Source organism: Acidobacteriota bacterium (assembly GCA_016712445.1).
In the GTDB taxonomy this organism is placed as follows: domain Bacteria; phylum Pseudomonadota; class Alphaproteobacteria; order Caulobacterales; family Hyphomonadaceae; genus Hyphomonas.
Genome location: JADJRB010000001.1, coordinates 1,667,917 through 1,685,259 on the forward strand (window position 1 = coordinate 1,667,917; position 17,343 = coordinate 1,685,259).

Here is a 17,343-nt window from a genome sequence, read left to right on the forward strand (position 1 = left end):
AATGTCACGCCAAATTTGTCAGGGGCATCATTCGAACGCTCAGCGAAATCAGTCCGGCTACTCGGCCGGCGCCGAGAAGGCGCGCGACAGCAGATCCTGCAGATGCTCGAAAGTCGCGCCGACGTGCATCGGGAGTTCGCCGCCCCCGAGCACGACCTGGAGAAGTCCGATCAGGATGATCGGTGCCGTCGCCACAAGCGTTGCGGCGTGAAGCTCCGACGGATCGGTCGGCGTGCCCGGTGTCGCCTGCAGTTTTTCACTGAAGGCCTCGAGTGATGGCTGGAGCATTACATCCAGATAAACCCTGCCAACGACGGGATCTGCGAAACCCTCAATCAAGCCGAAGGCATGGGCACGCGTGGAGGCGCCATTCATCATGCCTTTTTCGGCGAAAGCGAGATATTCGCGCACGGCGGGGACCGGCCCGGCGGCAGGTTTGGCAACCTCACTCCAGACGGCACTTGCGCGCCTAGCAATCTCCTCGACGATCTCGATGACCAAGTGCTGACGGTCACCGAAATAATGACGAAGGGTCGGCTCAGATTGGCCGGCCGCGATCGCGAATTGGCGCAGCGAGGGGCGGGTCAGTGCGGCGTTCAAGCCGTAGTCGGTCAGCGTGTTGAGCAGCGCGCTACGTTTCTCGTCGAAATCGTGGTTGCGAGCACCGGCTGGTCTGGACATTGTAAGACTCCGAAAAATTCAACTCTTGGATGAACTTGAGATAAAGGGTCCGCTATAGGAGAAAAAATGAATCCATTTTCTCTCTTTAGGGGAAACGCCTATTGTATTGGTCAACGCTGACTGTCACGCAGTTGCGGTACAAGGCATAAAAAGTTCGAGAAAAAATGGACCAGAAAGCCTGTAAGCCGGGTTCTGTTCGCCCCTTGCGGGGTCTGGCAGCCATTCCTCTGGGACGTTCATCGCTGAACGCCTCACGCGACACACCCGGGGCACGGGTGTCAGACAACCCATGTGTGCCCCCTACTTGGTCTTGCTCCGGGCGGGGTTTGCCTTGCCAGCCCTGTTGCCAGGCCTGCGGTGGGCTCTTACCCCACCCTTTCACCCTTACCTCTTGGCCGAAGCCGCAAGGCGGTTTGCTTTCTGTGGCACTTTCCCTCGGCTTGCGCCGGGCGGCCGTTAGCCGTCGCCCTGTCTTTCTGGAGCCCGGACTTTCCTCCAGCACGCAGTTACCCACGTGCCAGCGGCTGCCCGGCTTTCTGGTCCGGGCAGGCTTATAGGCCGAATTGTCGTTCGGGAAAAGCACGGGACGCCTCCTGATGGCCGCCAAGACATAATGGATGCGTACTATTACGCAGAACATAGGGGACTATCCCTAGTTGCGATCCTTCGATCGAGGGCTGCGAGCTCTTCGATGAAGATCTGCGGCGCGCGCCGGTGGATGCGGGCCGGCAAGGCGGGGCGCCTCAACGGGGCGCAGCCGGACCGGACCCGGCGGGCCAGACGCCGTGCGATCCGGTGACGGGCGCGGTAGACCGATGCGAGCCGGCCGAGGCGTTCGAGAAACAGGGCATGGCTGAGGTCCGGCGAATCGGGAGCCCGCCCGCCGATTGCGGCCGGGCGCGCGCGCCGGCGGGGTGTCTCGGTCAGCCGGAACCTCAAGGGCGGACGCGCCGGCGCCGAGGCGCCAAGGGGCGACAGCCTGGCGGCTGGGTCACGCGGCGGGCAGGGAAGGACCGTGATCTCCATTGCCTCGAGATGGATCAGCCTGCGGAGCATCGCGGAAATGAACGCGAGGGCGTGCAGCGCCATGCGGCGGATTTCCGGCGTCCACAGCGACTGGTGCGCGCGGGCAAAGCCGCACAGCGCGCCGTGATGGCGCACGAAGAGGCGCCACAGATCTGGAAGCGGCAGGACGGCCATGTGCATACGGACATCCTAAATCCGCTGCGGACCCTGCCGGATTCAAACGGCTAAAAAAAATCTCGCGGCGCGTCCGGTATCGGCTTACCGCTCCCGCACGGCCCCTGCCTGAGCCCTGTTGCGGCAGGGAATCTGACAGCTTCGCGCGCGGCCCGCACGCCTGCACCTCGCTGGCGCGGCGCCTTCGCCCACGGCAGGCATCGCTGCGTTCGCGCGAACTTGTGCAACAAAACCGGCCGCTTTGCGCTGATGCGGCGCGATTAACGAAAAGGTAAGTGCCCGGAAACTTCATCTGCGTAGAACGTTCGGACGTACGCAGGTTGCCCGGCATTCGGGTGCCGGCCGCGGAAGGAAAGGCGACCTTCATGGAAAGCTGGCGCAGCGATGTGATCCTTCCTGCCCGGCGTGCGGTCGTGCGCCTGTTCCGGCCGGATGTGCGCATCGTCACGGGCGGCATCGCCTTCTACGCGCTGTTCTCGATTTTCCCGCTGATCTACCTGACGCTGACCTTGCTGCGCGTGTTCCTGCCGCCGGAACTGGCGACGCAGCTGGCGACGCCGATCAGCAACTTCTTCACCGAGTCGGTCGAGCCCCTGACGGGCAGCGAGATCCAGACGATCCGCGACATGACGCCGGTGGGCCTCAGCCTTCGCGCCTTCGTGGCGGTGATCCTCGTGATGCTGACCGCAAATTCCGGCGCCAAGGCGGCGATCACCGGCATACGGATGATTGCCGGCACGCAGGGGCGGACACGCTTCGCGCGCTTCCAGGGCGTGTCATTGCTGCTGACCGGCGCGCTGGTGCTGATGGTGTGGCTGCTCGGCGCGCTGCAGCTGGTGGTGACGGTCATCGCGCAGGCGGGCGGGGCGGCGATGGGCACGTTCGCGCACAACATTGCGGTGCTGGCCGACACCTTGTGGATTACGAAGGGCATCGGCGGGTTTGCCGTTTTCTACGTCATCCTCGTGCTCAGCCTGCGCGGGCATATCGAGAAGGGCTCGCGCGCGATTGCCGCCGGGGCGGCGGCGGCGACGGTCGCCTTCATGCTGGCCACGTTCCTGTTCCAGCTCTACCTGCATTATTCCGTACTCGGAACACTCTACGGCGCGCTGGCGTCGGTGATCCTGGGCTTCATCTGGCTGTCGGCTTCGGTGAACGCGCTGCTGCTCGGTGCCGCGCTGGCGGTCGAATGGTCTCAGGCCTGGGGCGAGGACGCTGCGGAATAGGCATCGGCCACCTGCGCCAGCCGGCGCAGGGTGCGTGCGTCTGCCATGCCGGTGACGGCGTCCGGCAGGAAGCGGCGCTGGAACGCGCGCAAGGTGGCGGGCACGTCCGAGATATCGTAGCCGATGGCAGCGAGCTGGCGGTTGAGGCCGCCGGGATCGCCGCCCATCCAGACGCAGCCGGCGCCGGCTTCCTCGGGCGGCCAGAGGCCGAGGCCGGCGCCGGCAAGACGCGCCCACGGAAAATGCTCGCCGGGATCGATCTTGCGCTTCGGGGCGATGTCCGAGTGCGCGACGATCCGGTCCGGCCTGATGCGGTGATGTTCGACAATCTCGCGGGCGAGCGCGATCACGGCGGTCACCTGCACATCCGGATAGGGCGGCAGCGCACCGCCGGGGAGCGGGAAATCGTGGCCGCCATTGACGATCTCGATGCCGACGGAGCGGGAGTTGAGATCGTCGTCGCCCTGCCAGGTCGACAGGCCGGCATGCCAGGCGCGCTCGGACTCTGGCACGAGGCGGGAGATGCGGCCGTCTTCCCAGACCATGTAGTGTGCCGAGACCTTGGCCTCGGGATCGCGCATGCGGGCGAGGGCGGCTTCGCCGGATTGCATGCCGGTATAGTGCAGGACGAGCATGTCGACCGCATGGCGGCGCGTGTCATGGTTGGGGCTCGGCGCGTCTTCGATCTGCATCAGGAATCCCCGGCCCCGAGTTTCTTGCCGAGGGCCGCTTCCGGCAGCATCGTATTCGGCCTGATGGCGATGAGGAAGACCCCGGCGAGGGAAACGGCGCCGCCGATGACGAGTTTCCAGGTGAAGGGCTCGTGCAGCAGCTTGACGCCGAACAGGACGCCCCAGAGGGGGGTCATCAGGGTGAGGGGCGAAAGCATCGAGACTTCGTAGCGCTTGACCAGCGTGTAGAAGGCGGAGTGTGCGAAGACCGACACGCCGAGCACCGCGAAGGCGCTGGCGAGCCAGACCGGCCAGCCGCCGGCGAGGTAGGCGGAGACCTGGCCGGTTTCGAGCAGGGCCGAAATGGCGAACAGCGGCGCGAAGCTGAAGAGGCCGACCCAGGCCTGCAGGTTGAAGGCGCCCATCGGGGGCATGCGCTTCATCACGATGCCGCCCGCCGAGCCAAGCACGGCGGCGCAGAAGATCAGGAACAGGCCGTAGCTGAGGCTGAAGGAGTTCGGGTCGAAGGCGATGACGACGACACCGGCAAAGGCGAGGGCGATGCCGAGGCCGCGGCGCCAGCGGATGCGCTCGCCGAGGAAGATCATGCTCATGATGGTCGACATCGGCACACCGAGCTGGCCGGTGACGGCGGCGGCGGAGACATCCGCATTGGCGAGGCCGACGAACAGCAGCGCGAAGTTGAGGCAGCCGATCAGCATCGCGATGATGAACAGCGTGACGAGGTTCTTCGGCACCGGGCGCAGGAACGGGATCAGCACGACCGCCACGCCGAGGAAACGCACGGCGGCGAAGAAGAGCGGCGGGACGTGGAAGTCGGCGACGACCCACCGGGTCATCACGAGGTTCACGCCCCAGACGAAGCAGACAAGAAAGAGCAGGCCGAAGTCGCGCAAGGACATCGGCCCGCCCTATCAGTCTTTTCCCGGCCCGTGCAGGGGGGACGCGGGGTGAACTTTCGTGACAGAATCAGACAGCGCCGAGACGGTTCACCGGCAGCTTGAGGTAGACCTTGCCGTCGCCTTCCGGCGGCGGGAGGGCGCCGGCGCGGATGTTCACCTGCAACGAAGGCAGGATCAGGCGCGGGGCGGCGAGCGTCTTGTCGCGGGCCCGGCGCAGGGCGACGAAATCGGCCTCGCTGATGCCGTCATGGACATGCACGTTGCGGGCGCGTTCCTCGGCGACGGTGGTTTCCCAGACGAAGGTGTCGCGCCCGGCGGGCAGGTAGTCGTGGCCGACGAAGATGCGGGTTTCGGGCGGCAGCGCGAGGATCTTCTGGATCGAGCGGTAGAGGGTGGCCGCGTCGCCGCCCGGGAAGTCGGCGCGGGCGGTGCCATAGTCCGGCATGAACAGCGTGTCGCCGACGAAGGCCATGCCGTCGATCACATAGGTGACGCAGGCGGGCGTGTGGCCGGGCGTGTGGAGGACAGAAATCGTGCGCTCGCCGAGCGGGAGCGTGTCGCCGTCCTGGAGCAGCACGTCGAACACGCCGGCGCCGGGGGTGTCGGACGCGGCGCCGAACATCGGGCGGAAGGCGTCCTGCACTTCGGTGATGTGGGCGCCGATGCCGATCTTCGCGCCGGTGCGGCGGCGCAGGTAGTCGGCGCCGGAGAGGTGGTCGGCATGCGCGTGGGTGTCGAGGATCCAGTCGATGTGCAGGTCTAGCCCGGCGGCAGCGGCCAGCACGGCATCGGCGGAACCGGTGGTGAGGCCGGCCGCATTCGGTTCGAAGTCGAGCACGGGATCGATGATGGCCGCGGCGCGCGTTGCCGGGTCCCAGACTAGGTAGGTGACGGTATTTGTCGCCGTATCGAAGAAGGCCTTGAGGTTCGCCATGGGGCGTCTCCTTTCATGTTGTGACGAAGATATATTATCTATTGCTAAATTAGCAAGACCTAATATATTGGCGACATGAAAGCGATGACCCTCGACCCCGCCCTGTTCCGGGAACGCGCCGGTGAAGCCGCAAGGCTGCTGCGCACGATGTCCAACGAGCACCGCCTGATGATCCTCTGCCGCCTCGGCGGCGGGGAGATGCCGGCCGGTGAGTTGCTGGCCGGGACGACGCTGTCGCAGTCCGCCCTGTCGCAGCACCTGGCGGTGCTGAGGGAGGACGGCCTCGTGGCGACCCGGCGGGAAGGGCAGAGCATCCATTACCGCATCGCCGACCCGGCGGCGGTGCAGATCATCGAGACCTTGGCCGGGATATTCTGTCCGAAGGAAGTGATGCCATGAGCAACCTGACCCGTATTGACCCCCGCAGCGCAGCCGAAGGCGTGAAGGCGGGGCGCTATCACCTGATCGATATCCGCGAGGCGGACGAGTATGCGCGCGAGCACATTCCCGGCGCGATCTCGCTGCCGCTGTCGGGCCTGGAAGCCGCCGACCTGCGGCTGGAGGCCGGGCGCACGGCCGTGTTCCATTGCAAGTCGGGCATGCGCACCCAGACCCATTGCGGACGCCTCGAGGCGCGCGTCGATGGTCCGGCGCTGATCCTCGACGGCGGCATCGAAGGCTGGAAACAAGCCGGACTGCCGGTGGTGGGCTGAGCGGCCGGACATGATCGAGCTCGTGCCTTCGGTCATTGTGGCGGCGCTGCTCAGCGGCGCGCTGATCGGGCTGTTCCTCGGCACGTTCGGGGGCGGGGGATCGGTGCTCGCGGCGCCGCTGCTGATCTATATCGTGGGCGTTACCGAACCGCATGTCGCGATCGGCACATCAGCCGCAGCGGTGGCCGCGATTGCGCTTGTCAGCCTGGCTGGTCACTGGCGCGAGGGGCGCGTGAAATGGCCGTGTGCGACCGTGTTTGCGATCTCGGGATTCCTCGGTTCGCTCGCCGGCTCGACGCTGGCGCTGCGGGTGCCGGGCGACTGGCTGCTGGTTGGCTTCGCCGCCGCGATGGCGGCGATCGGCCTGTCGATGCTGCGCAAGCCGAAGACGGAAGGCGATCCGTCCGTGCACCTGACGCCGCGCCTCGTCGGACGCATTGCGCCGCTCGGACTGGGTGTCGGCGGGGCGGCGGGATTTTTCGGGATCGGCGGCGGCTTCCTGATCGTGCCGGGCCTGATGGCGGCGACCGGCATGACGCTGGCGAATGCGACGGCGTCGTCACTGGTCTCGGTCGCGGTGTTTGGCGCCGCGACCGCGATGAACTACGGCTTGCACGGCGAAATCGACCTCAGGCTCGCGGGCCTCTTGTTGGCGGGCGGAGCGGCGGGCGGCGGCCTTGGCATCCTCGTCTCGCGCGCCCTCGCGAGCCGGGTGCGTCTGGCCCGCACGGCTTTCGCGGTCCTGATCGTGGCGGTCGCCCTCTATGTCGGGTGGAAAGCCGGAACGGCGCTTTGACCGGGGCGTTGAACCAATCACAGCAGACCTGCGAAAGGTTGCTAAAATCCGGGAAAGAGGGCTGATATAAGCCCGGTGTGGGTTGGCAAGCCGCAGCGCAGGGCGCGCGGTCAGTTGGGAGACATCTGATGAGCTTGATCTGGTGGATTCTGCCGTCGGTCGCCGGCGTGCTGGGCCTGATCCTGCTGTTTGCGGGCTTTGCGAAGATGGCCGGGCTGAAGCCGTTCGCGGGCGTCGCGCGCCTCGCCTTCGGTTCGGGCTTCCTAGGCCTGGCCGGGGTGATCGCCTTCGCGGGCCTGAACATCCAGACCTACAAGCGCCTCACCTATGAGCGCCCGGTGGCGACCGTGAAGTTCACCGCCCTGCCGGACCAGGCCAATGCCTACCGCGCCGACGTGGTCTTCTCCGACGGTCAGACACTTTTGCAGGCGGATGGCACTGCGCCGGTGTTCCACGGCAACGAATGGCAGATCGGCGCGAAGGTCATCAAGTTCAAACCGATGGCTAACATCCTCGGATATGACTCGATCTATCGGCTCGAGCATATGCGCTCGCTGGACAACATGCAGTTCTCGTCCGACGTCGTCACTGAAGGCAAGATTGACGGGCTGAAGATTGTCGAGACCGAACCCGGCATCGATGTGGGCGGCCTCGCCGCCAAGTATGGCTCGAACTTCGGGATCGATGCGGAATATGGCTCAGCCACCTATCAGCCGATGGGCGACGGGTTCGAGTACGAAGTCTCGATTACGCAGGACGCGCTGATTGCGCGGCCGAACGAGGCGACCAAGCTGAAGATCCAGGACCAGGCCTATCCTGGCTTCAAGCCGATCAACGGATCAAACTGATGAATCCCTGGGAGCGCTATGTCGTTCCGAACCTGATCGCCTGTGCGTGTTCGACGCGGCCGATCATGAAGCAGCGCGCCAAGGTTGTTCCAAAGGCGGAAGGCGTTGTGCTGGAACTCGGCTGCGGGTCGGGCACCAATTTCGCGATGTACGATGCCGGTAAGGTCGAGAAGCTCTACGCGCTGGAACCGGCGCCCGGCATGGTGGTGAAAGCAAAGCGCACGGCGGGCGAGCTGGGAATCGGCAAGAGTATCGAGTTCCTGGAATGCGGCGCCGAACATGTTCCGCTGGCGGACGGATCGGTTGACACGGCGGTGATCACCTTTGTGCTGTGCACGATACCGGACTGGAAGAGCGCGCTGGCGGAGACGCGGCGCGTGCTGAAGCCCGGCGGGCGCATCCTGTTCTCCGAGCATGGGCTGGCGCCGGACGCCGGGATTGCGAAATGGCAGCGCCGGGTCGAGCCCGTCTGGAAGCCGCTGGCAGGCGGCTGCCACCTGACGCGCGACACGCTGGGCCTGCTGCGCGAAGGCGGCTTCGAAAGCGATGACGCCGAAACCATGTACCTGCCGAACACGCCGAAGATTGCCGGCTATGTCAGCTGGGGTTCGGCGCGCCGCGTCTGACCCGATGCGCCGGCCGCCTTTCCTGCCTTTCCTGAACGGACCGCTGAGCCTGGCGCCCGGACTGAAGCCTATCGATCCGGCAACCTGGCTGGTGCCGGACACCGAGGCTGCTGGCTGGCTCGCGGAGAAGCGCACGGTGATGCAGCGCCATCGCGACGAAGTCTATGGTGCGCGCGCCGGCAGTGAGGCGGCGACGGACGAGCTGGCCGTCGCCGTGCGGGCCGCTGCCGGGCCGGGCGAGGGGATCTGGGCGAGCGCGCTGGAAGGCGCGGCGAGTGCAGTTTCGGATGACCTCTGTGTACTGATCAAGGACAGCGAAGGCCTGTGGCGCCTTGAGGCCGCCAGCCTGTGTGCGCCGACCTTCTGGCGGCTGGCGGACAAGCTCGGCGAGCCGCTGGGCGGCCTGCACGGGCCGGTGCCGGGCGCGAATCCGGGGCTGGTCTCGCGCATCCACCGGATGTTCGATGCAATCCAGCCCGGACAGGTGCTCGAGCGGTTCAACTGGACGGTCCAGCCGGGCACCGCGCGGTTCACGCCCAGCCAGACGCCGTTCAAGCAGATCGCGGCGAGCCTTGCCGACGAGGGCGCGCTCGACGCCTTGTGGCTGCGTGTGGAGCGCCAGACGATCTCGAAACTGCCGGGCACGGGCGCGGTGGTGTTCACGATCCGGCCGGTGCTGGATCCGCTGCGCGCGGCGCTGCCCGACGCGGTGCATGTGGAAGCGTTCCGGTCCTCATGGGAAGGCGTGGATCCGGTGCTCGCGGACTACAAGGGTTGGCCGCATTACGACCGGCTGGTGCGCGCGGCGTTGCGGCAGGCGGCTTGAGCTTTCCTGCGCGGCGGGTTTGGCCTACATCCCCACCAGACGATCAGCCACCGGAGACATGCCATGGACTTCCAGCAAATCCTTCTCGACCTGCAGAAGCAGGCCAAGCAAGCGGCGAAGGAATACGACCTCGAAGGCAAGGTCAAGAAAGGCAAGGATCTCGGCGAGGCCGCGCTGGAGCGGCTGAAGACGGACCGCAATACGCAGGTCGCCGCAGCCGGCGCGGGCGCGCTGATCGCGGCAATGATGCTGGGCACGAAAGGCGGGCGCCGCTTCATCGGCGGCACGGTGAAGACCGGCGCCGTGGCGGGCCTTGGCGCGCTGGCCTATCATGCCTGGATGAAGTCGCAGGGCCGCAAGCCCGACGCCGATGTGAAGCCGGCGCAACTTGGCTTCGTGACGGCGAAGACCGCGGAGCCGGAATTTGCCGAAGCGCTGGTGCGCACGATCGTGGCGGCGGCCTGGGCCGACGGCGTGCTGGACGAGGCTGAGAAGGTGGTGATCGAAGGCGCGCTGAAGGAAGCCGGCCTCGGCAAGGGCGACCGCGCCATTCTCGCGAATGACCGGCCGGAGGCCGAAACGCTGGCGAAGATTGCCGCGGGCGCGCTCTCGCCGAACCATGCCGCGCAGCTCTACACGGCGGCGTGCATCGTGACCGGGGATACGACCAGCGACGAGGCGGCCTTCCTCACGCGGCTGGCGGGCAAGCTCGGCATTGCAGACGCGCATGCTGAAGCGATCCGCAAGGAAGTGAAAGGCTGATGCAGTACTGGCTGTTCAAGTCCGAGCCCGACGCGTGGAGCTGGGACCAGCAGGTGGCGAAGGGCGCCGAGGGCGAGATGTGGTCCGGCGTGCGCAACTACACCGCGCGCAACAACATGCGCGCGATGAAGCTGGGCGACCGGGCGTTCTTCTACCATTCCAATGAAGGGCTCGCGATCGTCGGGGTGGTCGAGGTGTGCGCGCTGTCGGCGCCTGATCCGACCACGGACGATGTGCGCTGGGACTGCGTGACGGTGCGGGCGCTGGCACCGGTGCCGAAGCCGGTGACGCTGAAGGCGGTGAAGGAGAATCCGAAACTCGCCGAGATGAGCCTCGTGGCGTCATTCCGCCTTTCGGTGCAGCCAGTGTTGCTGGCGGAGTGGAAAGAAGTCTGCAGGATGGGCGGGCTTGATCCCAAGACACTGAGGGCGGTTTGAACTTCTAGCCGGGCGAGCAGACGCCCGTACGTTCCAGCGACAAGAGGATGTATCCGTCCAAAGTCGATCCGTCCTCGAGTGGGAACTCGACTTCCGCATTTATCTCGATCTTTTCTGCGGTCGCTTCAACTTGAACGTCGCCTGAAACGATCTCGCCGCCTGTGCAGGTAAGGCCAAAATCTGCGCCGCTGGCTGCTGATGAGGGTTCCCCGAGCTGGCAGGACCCATGCGGTTCGATCATGCCGGCGATCTGATCGTTCGAGATTGTGACCGACTCCCCTGCAAGGCAGTCGCTCGTGGCTTGCTCATCAAAGAAGTCGATCGCGCCCGTGACGCGCGTTCCTTCCCACTTTCCGCCGTTCAATTGATAGGGCTGGGCTGAGGCGATTGAGCCGACCAGAGCAAGCGCGGCGGCGCCAGAAATACAACGAACCACAAGTTACTCCTGACAGGAAATCAGACGACGATCCCAACACAGTGCGCGCTTTTCGAGAAGTGCCGAAAGGCAGGTGCGGCCGTGTCGCTCACTAAAGTTCACCCCCTGTGCCCATCCTCAAATCCGGCGAGGGTCCATTCTGCGAATTGGGCGAGGTTGCCGCCGGTGAACAGGAAGCCGGCGACACCGGCCGCGCGGGCGGCTTCGATGTCGGCGTCCTTGTCGCCGATCAGGAAGCTCTGCTCGCGCCTCACGGGAAAATCTGCCATCGCGCGCAGCAGCATGCCGGGCTTCGGCTTGCGGTCGAAGCTGTCGCGCCGGTAGCGCGGGTTCTCGCCTTCTTCGTGGTAGGGGCAATGGTAGATCCGGTCGATCCGCGCGCCAGCCTCGGCGAGGCGTGCTTCCATCCAGTGGTGCAGGGCCTGCATATCGGCTTCGGTGTAGTAATTGCGGGCAATACCCGACTGGTTGGTGACCACGAACACATACCAGCCGCGCGCATTGAAGGCGGCGATTGTCTCGGCGGCGCCCTCCACGAATTCAAAGTCCTCGACCCGGCTGACATAGCCCTTGTCGACGTTGATGACGCCGTCGCGGTCAAGGAAAAGGGCGGGCCGATGGGTCTTCATGCGCCCCTCTTGGCTGACTTGGACGCGCGCCGCAACCTCGCCGGAATGGCGAACCGTCTGGACGGCGGCTTGACGCAGCGCGAAGGTCGCGCCCGTGAAGGGACGAAGAGCCCTCACGGGAGGAAACAAGGAGGAAATCCATGGAACAATACATTCCCCTGATTGTCAGTGCCCTCGGCGGCACGGTGCTGGGCCCGCTGGTCGCGCGCCTTGCCGGTGGCAGCGGTGTCGGCGGCGTGCTGGGCGGCCTGCTCGGCGGTGTGGCGGCCCATTACGGCGCGAATGCAGCCGGCATCGGCCCTTTGCTGGGCGACTCGGCCCTGATGGCGCATGTCCAGAGCTTCCTAGAAGGCGGCATCGGCGGCGGGGTGCTGGCGGCGCTTGCCAGCCTCGTGATGAAGAAGAGCTGATCCGGCAGAGGATTGGTGCGCAGGCGGACGATCATCCGGCCGCCTGCGCCCGTCCGCCGGACTAGATGTCGGCCTCGGTCAGCGCGGCGCGGTTTGCGCGGATGCCTTGATACAGCGGCAACAATGCCAGCAGCGTGAAGCTGGCGGCCAGCAGGAACGCGGCACCGGGGATGTGCACCGGGGCGGCCGGCCCGGCAAACTCTGCAAACACCTGCGTCATCAGCACCGGGCTGAAGATCAGGGTGAAGGCCATCAGGCTTGATTGCGCGCCTTGCAGCTCGCCTTGCGCATTGGGCGGCGTGAGATTGGACGTGATCGTGTTGATCGACGGCATGGCGACACCGCCGAGCGCGGACACAAAGAGGATCGCGTAGACCATCCAGCCCTGCGAGGCGAAGGCGAACAGCGCCATGGCGGCGGCATTCATCGCGAGGCCGAAAACCGCCGCGCGCATGGCGCCGAGACGCTTGATGATGATGCCGGTGAGCAGGGCCTGCGACAGCGCAGAGCCGATGCCGACTGCGCCGAGCGACAGGCCGATTTGCCATTCCGACCAGCCGTAGCGCGCGGCGCCGTAATAGTTCCAGGTGGAGGGATAGACCGCGTGTCCGACCTGGAACACGCCGATCGTGATGATGAACCAGTAGACCCGAGGCAGCTTCGAGAAGTGCTTCACGGCGCCGAACGGATTGGCCCGCGCGAGACTCAGCGGGCGGCGGTTTTCCGGGGCAAGGCTCTCCGGCATGACGAACAGGCCGTAGAGGAAGTTGAGGCCTGCACAAACGGCGGCGACGAAGAAGGGCAGGCGGATGTGGATCTCTCCGAGCAGCCCGCCGAAAACCGGACCGAGGATGAAGCCGAGTCCGAAGGCGGCGCCGAGCATGCCGAAGGCGCGGCCCCGGTCGCGCGGTTCGGTGACGTCGGCGACATAGGCGTTGGCGACCGAGACGGTGGCCGAGAAGAAGCCGGCGAGCGCGCGCCCGAGGAACAGGACGGCGACGGAAGGCGCGAGGCCCATGATCACCATGTCCACCCCGAGCATCGCGATCGAGACCAGCAGCACCGGCCGGCGGCCGAAACGGTCCGACAGCGCGCCGAGGAAAGGCATCGCGATGAAGTTGGCAATGGCATAGGTCATTGCCAGCCAGCCGTTTTCGCGGGCGGCGAGTTCGACCGGCAGACCGGTGAGTTCTGCCAGCAGAGACGGCATGATTGGCATGACGATGCCGAAGGCGAGCATGTTCAGCGTCACCGCCACAACCACGAACAGAAAGGCATTCTTGCCGTGGGCGCGCGCGGGGGCTGAATCGGTCATCGGCGGCATCTTTCGGCGCGGCAGCTTGCGAGGTCAATCTCCGATATTGATTGTCCGAAGTCAAAATATTTATCAAAAATGAAAAATAAAAGCCTGCCGGCCGATGAATGATCGCTGGCTGGTTGGGTACGGGGCTTGATGCAGCGGGTGCAAGCGCGGAATATGGCGCCGATGGCAGGCGAGATACCCCTTACGCGGCACGCGGTTTCACCGGAGAAGGCCGAGTCCATTCGCGCGGCGGTGCGCCGGACAACCCGGATGGGCGACAGCCGTCTCGCGCGAACTGAAGACGCGCCAGCCTTGCTGGCGCTGCTGTCCGATCCGGCGGTCCACGCCCCGATCTATACACTGCCGCGTCCCCTCACGCAGGAGACCGTGGCCGCCTTCATCGATACCCATCTCGCCGAGCGGGAGACCGGTATCGGCTTGCTGTTCGTCCGCGAAGGCGACGGGGGCAGGGTGATGGGTTATTCGGACGTGCAGGTCTGGCCGCAGTGGGGGGCGGGCGAACTCGGCGGCGCGCTGCATCGGTCGTTGCATGGGCAGGGAACAGGCGGGCGCGGGGCGGCGGCGAGTTTCGGCTGGATGTTCGACGAGTTAGGGCTCGAGCTGATCTGCGAGACAGCCAGCCTTGAGAACGTCGCCACGCAGCGGATGCTGGACGGGCTGGGTTTCACGCGGATGGGCGAGGTTGTCAGCACACGGCCGGACGGCTCGACCCGGGCGAGCCTCGTCTGGGAGATGACCCGTGCGGACTGGCAGGCCCGGGCGGAAACGCCTTAACAGAACGGGTTGCGGCGGGTTAGACTGCGTGTGATCGCGGAAGGATGCATCCATGCTGGTCTACCTGTTCGGCGCCGGTCTGGTGCTGGTCCTCGTCGGGGTGATCCTCACTTACAACACGCTCGTGCAGAAAGCGCAGATGGCCAGCAATGGCTGGTCGGATATTGACGTGCAGCTGAAGCGGCGGGCGAACCTGATCCCGCAGCTCGTGACCACGGTGCAGGGCTATGCCGCGCACGAGCGCGCGCTGTTTGCGGACGTGGCGGAGAAGCGGGCAAAAGCAATGGCCGCCGGCGACGACCCCGCCAGCCGGGCGGACGCCGAAAGCGCGCTGTCGCAACCGGTGGCCCGGATGATGGCGATTGCGGAAGATTATCCGGAGCTGAAGGCGAGCGGCAATTTCGCCGATCTCCAGAAGGAACTGTCAGATACAGAGACCAAGATCGAGATGGCCCGACGCTTCTACAATGGCGCGGTGCGCGAGCTGAACACGGCCGTGCAGAGCTTTCCGGCGAACCTTTTCGCGGGCCTGTTCGGGTTCAGGGCGCGGAGTTATTTCGAGATCGACATGGCCGACAGGGCCGTGCCGAAAATCGATCTGGGGCGGAGCAGCTGATGGTGCGCGCGCTGCTTGCGGCCCTTGCGGCCTGCTGCTTCGCGCTGACAGCGGCGGCGGAAGAGAAGGTCAGCTCCTTCGACGTCGCCATCAGGGTTCAGGCGGACGGGGACATCATAGTTTCGGAGACGCTTGAGGTTTTCTCAGAAGGATCGGCGATCCAGCGGGGCATCTTCCGTGACTTGCCACGCTACTATGCCGACGACGCCCACGAAGGCGACAAGTTGCCCTACCAGTACGATGTGAAGCGTGTGCGGCGCGACGGCGAGCGTGAGCCCTATGAGACCGAGACCGACGGCAATGCCTTCCGTATACGTATCGGCGACCCGGACGTTTACATCACCTATGGCGCGCATACCTACGAGATCGAGTATGAGGTGAAGAACCAGATCCGGTATTTCGAGGATCACGACGAACTTTATTGGAACGTCACCGGAAACTACTGGCTGCTGCCGATCGACGAGGCTTCCGTGCGCATCACGCTGCCGGACGGTGCGCGGGTCACCGGGCAGTCGGCCTATACCGGACGGATCGGGGAAGCGGGCAGCGACTACACCGCGCGCGAAACGGACGGCGCCTACGAGGTGCGCACGACGCGCGCGCTCGGCTCGCAGGAGGGGCTGACGGTGTCTCTCAGCCTGGCGAAGGGCGTGATTGCCCCGCCCTCGCTGGGTGACAAGGGGACTCTCTGGTGGTTCCGTCATGGCGCGCTCGCCGTCTTGCTCGCCAGCTTTGCGGGTGTGCTGTTGTTCCTGTTGAGCAGTTTCCAGAAAGTGGGGCAGGACCCGCCGAAGCCGCCACTGTTCCCGCGCTACGAGCCGCCGAAGGGCTATTCGCCGGCGGCCGCCCACCACATCTACTATCGCGGATTCCGGGGACACACCGCGCTCGTGTCCACACTGATGAACATGGGCGTGAAGGGGCTTGTCGACATTGACGCCTCCGACAAGAAGTCAACCGTCCTGACACGGAAGGCTTCGGACAAGGGCATCCTGGCACCGGAAGATGCCGGGCTCGAATCGAGCCTGTTTTCGGGGAGCGCCTCCCTCAAGCTCGGCGAGAAGGTCAACGAGGATTTCACCAAGGCCTACCTCGCCTTCCAGCAGGCGGTCGCCAAGAAGTACGGCAAGGATTATTTCCGCTGGAATGTCGGCTACACCCTTGCTGCCGGCCTGATGACCGCGCTCGCGGTCGCGTTCGCGATCTCGCAGGCCGTGAACTGGACGGGGTGGCACACGCTGATCGTGCTTGCCTTTGCAGGCGTCAATGGCCTCTTCATGTACCTGATGCCGGCACCGACGCCGAAAGGCCAGGACGTGCGCGCGGAGATCGCCGGCTTCCGGCTGTATCTCGAGACAGCCGAGAAGCTGCAGATGAATTCCGTGAAGGTCGGCAGCGGCCAGCCGCCACCGATGAGCCTTGAGCGCTACGAGGCCTTCCTGCCCTATGCGATGGCGCTGGATGTCGAAAAGCCGTGGACGAAGTATTTCGAGAAGCAGCTGCCCGAGATCGCTGAGCACTACAGTCCGGCGTGGGGCCATTTCGGCAACCGGTCGTTTGGAAGTGTCGGCGGCATGAACGATGCGATCCTGTCGAGCATGAACACAGGGGTCAGCAGTTCACTGCCGCAGAGCTCGAGTTCGTCAGGCAGCGGCGGGGGCGGCTCGTCGGGCGGTGGAGGCGGCGGCGGCGGCGGGGGCGGCTGGTAGGCGTCAGTCCCCGAATTTTCCGCCGCGTCCCTCTCCGGACGCAAACCGCGCGGCGCCGTCGCGCGCGCTGCCGGCTCTCAGCACATCGAAGCCGCCTTCAAATTCGGCCGCGAGCGCTTCTTCCTCACTAAGGCTCCATTGCGCGATGGCCGACAGGCGGTCCTTGCGCAGGCAAAGTTGCGGAAATGCGGCGATGTCGCGCGCGAGTTCCAGCGCGCGGGGCAGGGCGGTTTCCTCCGTCGTCAGATAATTGGCGAGGCCGATGGCGTGCGCTTCGCCCGGGCCGACTTCGCGGCCAGTGAGGATCAGGTCCATCGCGCGCGAGGCGCCGATCAGGCGAGGCAGGCGCACGGTGCCGCCATCGATCAGCGGCACACCGAAGCGGCGGCAGAACACGCCGAAACGGGCGGAGGACGAGGCGACCCGGAGGTCGCACCAGAGCGCGAGTTCAAGCCCGCCTGCGACGGCATATCCGTCGACCGCAGCGATCACAGGTTTGGAAAGCTGCAAGCGCGAGGGACCCATCGGGCCGAGATCGCCGCCGGTATGGGTGGGATTGCCCTTGCCTGTGGCGACGGCTTTGAGATCTGCACCTGCGCAGAAGTTTCCGCCTTCGCCCGTGAGGATGGCGACGGAAAGCGCCTCGTCAGCGTCGAAGGCCTTGAAGGCGCCGTAGAGCGCGAGGGCCGTGTCATGATCGACCGCGTTGCGCGCGGCCGGGCGGGCAATCGACACAATGAAGATGTTGCCCTCCGTCCTTGTACGGATGGGGGAAGGGGATGTGCTCATGGGAACGTCCTCG

Annotated in this window: 22 protein-coding genes and 1 other RNA gene; 13 read left to right on the top strand and 10 right to left on the bottom strand. The window is 65.6% G+C overall.

Annotated features, from left to right (window positions below):
- Positions 1–57: 57 nt before the first annotated feature.
- The 3 genes from IPK75_08505 to IPK75_08515 all read right to left on the bottom strand — a co-directional run bounded on the left by IPK75_08505 (position 58) and on the right by IPK75_08515 (position 1,887).
- Positions 58–681 carry a TetR/AcrR family transcriptional regulator gene (locus IPK75_08505; protein ID MBK8198399.1) on the bottom strand — a complete coding sequence of 208 codons (624 nt, stop codon included), beginning with the start codon at positions 679–681 and terminating at the stop codon, positions 58–60.
- Positions 682–846: 165 nt separating this feature from the next.
- Positions 847–1,221: RNase P RNA component class A (gene rnpB / locus IPK75_08510), an RNA gene on the bottom strand.
- Between the two features lie 87 nt (positions 1,222–1,308).
- Positions 1,309–1,887 (bottom strand): hypothetical protein, encoded by a 579-nt coding sequence (locus tag IPK75_08515; protein ID MBK8198400.1) that lies wholly within the window; start codon positions 1,885–1,887, stop codon positions 1,309–1,311.
- 359 nt (positions 1,888–2,246) lie between these two features.
- On the opposite strand from IPK75_08515, the gene IPK75_08520 reads away from it, so the two are divergent.
- Entirely contained in the window at positions 2,247–3,107 is an 861-nt protein-coding gene (locus IPK75_08520; protein ID MBK8198401.1) for a YihY/virulence factor BrkB family protein, read from the top strand.
- Here IPK75_08520 and IPK75_08525 read toward each other — a convergent pair.
- The 3 genes from IPK75_08525 to IPK75_08535 form a co-directional block, all read right to left on the bottom strand.
- Entirely contained in the window at positions 3,077–3,799 is a 723-nt protein-coding gene (locus IPK75_08525; protein ID MBK8198402.1) for an N-acetylmuramoyl-L-alanine amidase, read from the bottom strand. The two genes, IPK75_08520 and IPK75_08525, sit on opposite strands and share 31 nt — an antisense overlap.
- Complete coding sequence (locus IPK75_08530) at positions 3,799–4,701, bottom strand: DMT family transporter (protein MBK8198403.1); 903 nt, start codon at positions 4,699–4,701, stop codon at positions 3,799–3,801. The genes IPK75_08525 and IPK75_08530 overlap by 1 nt, the downstream gene beginning before the upstream one ends.
- Positions 4,702–4,768: 67 nt before the next feature.
- Positions 4,769–5,635, bottom strand: coding sequence for an MBL fold metallo-hydrolase (locus IPK75_08535; protein MBK8198404.1), 867 nt, complete (start codon positions 5,633–5,635; stop codon positions 4,769–4,771).
- A 75-nt stretch (positions 5,636–5,710) separates the two neighbouring features.
- On the opposite strand from IPK75_08535, the gene IPK75_08540 reads away from it, so the two are divergent.
- From IPK75_08540 to IPK75_08575, 8 genes are all read left to right on the top strand, one after another.
- Positions 5,711–6,034 (top strand): helix-turn-helix transcriptional regulator, encoded by a 324-nt coding sequence (locus tag IPK75_08540; protein MBK8198405.1) that lies wholly within the window; start codon positions 5,711–5,713, stop codon positions 6,032–6,034.
- Positions 6,031–6,348, top strand: a complete 318-nt coding sequence (locus IPK75_08545; GenBank protein ID MBK8198406.1) for a hypothetical protein — start codon at positions 6,031–6,033, stop codon at positions 6,346–6,348. Before IPK75_08540 ends, IPK75_08545 begins: the two co-directional genes overlap by 4 nt.
- A 10-nt stretch (positions 6,349–6,358) precedes the next feature.
- Positions 6,359–7,144: a sulfite exporter TauE/SafE family protein gene (locus IPK75_08550; protein ID MBK8198407.1), complete on the top strand. Its 786-nt coding sequence runs from the start codon at positions 6,359–6,361 to the stop codon at positions 7,142–7,144.
- 128 nt (positions 7,145–7,272) lie between these two features.
- Positions 7,273–7,992 carry a hypothetical protein gene (locus IPK75_08555; GenBank protein ID MBK8198408.1) on the top strand — a complete coding sequence of 240 codons (720 nt, stop codon included), beginning with the start codon at positions 7,273–7,275 and terminating at the stop codon, positions 7,990–7,992.
- Complete coding sequence (locus IPK75_08560) at positions 7,992–8,618, top strand: class I SAM-dependent methyltransferase (protein ID MBK8198409.1); 627 nt, start codon at positions 7,992–7,994, stop codon at positions 8,616–8,618. Before IPK75_08555 ends, IPK75_08560 begins: the two co-directional genes overlap by 1 nt.
- Before the next feature lie 4 nt (positions 8,619–8,622).
- Positions 8,623–9,444 carry a DUF3445 domain-containing protein gene (locus tag IPK75_08565; GenBank protein MBK8198410.1) on the top strand — a complete coding sequence of 274 codons (822 nt, stop codon included), beginning with the start codon at positions 8,623–8,625 and terminating at the stop codon, positions 9,442–9,444.
- Positions 9,445–9,507: 63 nt separating this feature from the next.
- A complete protein-coding gene (locus IPK75_08570) occupies positions 9,508–10,206 on the top strand; it encodes a DUF533 domain-containing protein (protein MBK8198411.1) in 699 nt (232 codons plus the stop codon).
- Complete coding sequence (locus IPK75_08575; protein MBK8198412.1) at positions 10,206–10,643, top strand: EVE domain-containing protein; 438 nt, start codon at positions 10,206–10,208, stop codon at positions 10,641–10,643. Before IPK75_08570 ends, IPK75_08575 begins: the two co-directional genes overlap by 1 nt.
- A 4-nt stretch (positions 10,644–10,647) precedes the next feature.
- Here IPK75_08575 and IPK75_08580 read toward each other — a convergent pair whose 3' ends face one another.
- Both IPK75_08580 and IPK75_08585 read right to left on the bottom strand, forming a co-directional pair.
- Complete coding sequence (locus IPK75_08580) at positions 10,648–11,007, bottom strand: hypothetical protein (GenBank protein MBK8198413.1); 360 nt, start codon at positions 11,005–11,007, stop codon at positions 10,648–10,650.
- A 170-nt stretch (positions 11,008–11,177) separates the two neighbouring features.
- Positions 11,178–11,708, bottom strand: coding sequence for an HAD family hydrolase (locus tag IPK75_08585; protein MBK8198414.1), 531 nt, complete (start codon positions 11,706–11,708; stop codon positions 11,178–11,180).
- Positions 11,709–11,848: 140 nt separating this feature from the next.
- Here IPK75_08585 and IPK75_08590 point away from each other — a divergent pair, with 140 nt between their 5' ends.
- Positions 11,849–12,118, top strand: a complete 270-nt coding sequence (locus IPK75_08590) for a hypothetical protein (GenBank protein ID MBK8198415.1) — start codon at positions 11,849–11,851, stop codon at positions 12,116–12,118.
- Between the two features lie 61 nt (positions 12,119–12,179).
- Here IPK75_08590 and IPK75_08595 read toward each other — a convergent pair whose 3' ends face one another.
- Positions 12,180–13,433, bottom strand: a complete 1,254-nt coding sequence (locus tag IPK75_08595; GenBank protein ID MBK8198416.1) for a TCR/Tet family MFS transporter — start codon at positions 13,431–13,433, stop codon at positions 12,180–12,182.
- 258 nt (positions 13,434–13,691) lie between these two features.
- Here IPK75_08595 and IPK75_08600 point away from each other — a divergent pair, with 258 nt between their 5' ends.
- The 3 genes from IPK75_08600 to IPK75_08610 are packed head-to-tail and all read left to right on the top strand — an operon-like array spanning position 13,692 to position 16,541.
- A complete protein-coding gene (locus IPK75_08600; GenBank protein MBK8198417.1) occupies positions 13,692–14,216 on the top strand; it encodes a GNAT family N-acetyltransferase in 525 nt (174 codons plus the stop codon).
- Between the two features lie 52 nt (positions 14,217–14,268).
- A complete protein-coding gene (locus IPK75_08605; GenBank protein ID MBK8198418.1) occupies positions 14,269–14,832 on the top strand; it encodes a LemA family protein in 564 nt (187 codons plus the stop codon).
- Positions 14,832–16,541, top strand: a complete 1,710-nt coding sequence (locus tag IPK75_08610; protein MBK8198419.1) for a DUF2207 domain-containing protein — start codon at positions 14,832–14,834, stop codon at positions 16,539–16,541. The genes IPK75_08605 and IPK75_08610 overlap by 1 nt, the downstream gene beginning before the upstream one ends.
- A gap of 3 nt (positions 16,542–16,544) precedes the next feature.
- On the opposite strand, the gene IPK75_08615 is transcribed toward IPK75_08610, so the two are convergent.
- Positions 16,545–17,330 carry a crotonase/enoyl-CoA hydratase family protein gene (locus IPK75_08615; protein MBK8198420.1) on the bottom strand — a complete coding sequence of 262 codons (786 nt, stop codon included), beginning with the start codon at positions 17,328–17,330 and terminating at the stop codon, positions 16,545–16,547.
- Between the last annotated feature and the right edge of the window lie 13 nt (positions 17,331–17,343).

What these genes read in the sequence shown, in the direction of transcription:
- IPK75_08575 (MBK8198412.1), top strand. Translation starts at nt 10,206, where the DNA reads ATGCAGTACTGGCTGTTCAAGTCCGAGCCCGACGCGTGGAGCTGGGAC.
- IPK75_08530 (MBK8198403.1), bottom strand. Translation starts at nt 4,701, where the DNA reads ATGTCCTTGCGCGACTTCGGCCTGCTCTTTCTTGTCTGCTTCGTCTGG.
- IPK75_08550 (MBK8198407.1), top strand. Translation starts at nt 6,359, where the DNA reads ATGATCGAGCTCGTGCCTTCGGTCATTGTGGCGGCGCTGCTCAGCGGC.
- IPK75_08570 (MBK8198411.1), top strand. Translation starts at nt 9,508, where the DNA reads ATGGACTTCCAGCAAATCCTTCTCGACCTGCAGAAGCAGGCCAAGCAA.
- IPK75_08560 (MBK8198409.1), top strand. Translation starts at nt 7,992, where the DNA reads ATGAATCCCTGGGAGCGCTATGTCGTTCCGAACCTGATCGCCTGTGCG.
- IPK75_08585 (MBK8198414.1), bottom strand. Translation starts at nt 11,708, where the DNA reads ATGAAGACCCATCGGCCCGCCCTTTTCCTTGACCGCGACGGCGTCATC.
- IPK75_08535 (MBK8198404.1), bottom strand. Translation starts at nt 5,635, where the DNA reads ATGGCGAACCTCAAGGCCTTCTTCGATACGGCGACAAATACCGTCACC.
- IPK75_08520 (MBK8198401.1), top strand. Translation starts at nt 2,247, where the DNA reads ATGGAAAGCTGGCGCAGCGATGTGATCCTTCCTGCCCGGCGTGCGGTC.
- IPK75_08555 (MBK8198408.1), top strand. Translation starts at nt 7,273, where the DNA reads ATGAGCTTGATCTGGTGGATTCTGCCGTCGGTCGCCGGCGTGCTGGGC.
- IPK75_08615 (MBK8198420.1), bottom strand. Translation starts at nt 17,330, where the DNA reads ATGAGCACATCCCCTTCCCCCATCCGTACAAGGACGGAGGGCAACATC.
- IPK75_08540 (MBK8198405.1), top strand. Translation starts at nt 5,711, where the DNA reads ATGAAAGCGATGACCCTCGACCCCGCCCTGTTCCGGGAACGCGCCGGT.
- IPK75_08505 (MBK8198399.1), bottom strand. Translation starts at nt 681, where the DNA reads ATGTCCAGACCAGCCGGTGCTCGCAACCACGATTTCGACGAGAAACGT.
- IPK75_08590 (MBK8198415.1), top strand. Translation starts at nt 11,849, where the DNA reads ATGGAACAATACATTCCCCTGATTGTCAGTGCCCTCGGCGGCACGGTG.
- IPK75_08515 (MBK8198400.1), bottom strand. Translation starts at nt 1,887, where the DNA reads ATGCACATGGCCGTCCTGCCGCTTCCAGATCTGTGGCGCCTCTTCGTG.
- IPK75_08610 (MBK8198419.1), top strand. Translation starts at nt 14,832, where the DNA reads ATGGTGCGCGCGCTGCTTGCGGCCCTTGCGGCCTGCTGCTTCGCGCTG.
- IPK75_08595 (MBK8198416.1), bottom strand. Translation starts at nt 13,433, where the DNA reads ATGACCGATTCAGCCCCCGCGCGCGCCCACGGCAAGAATGCCTTTCTG.
- IPK75_08565 (MBK8198410.1), top strand. Translation starts at nt 8,623, where the DNA reads ATGCGCCGGCCGCCTTTCCTGCCTTTCCTGAACGGACCGCTGAGCCTG.
- IPK75_08600 (MBK8198417.1), top strand. Translation starts at nt 13,692, where the DNA reads ATGGGCGACAGCCGTCTCGCGCGAACTGAAGACGCGCCAGCCTTGCTG.
- IPK75_08605 (MBK8198418.1), top strand. Translation starts at nt 14,269, where the DNA reads ATGCTGGTCTACCTGTTCGGCGCCGGTCTGGTGCTGGTCCTCGTCGGG.
- IPK75_08525 (MBK8198402.1), bottom strand. Translation starts at nt 3,799, where the DNA reads ATGCAGATCGAAGACGCGCCGAGCCCCAACCATGACACGCGCCGCCAT.
- IPK75_08545 (MBK8198406.1), top strand. Translation starts at nt 6,031, where the DNA reads ATGAGCAACCTGACCCGTATTGACCCCCGCAGCGCAGCCGAAGGCGTG.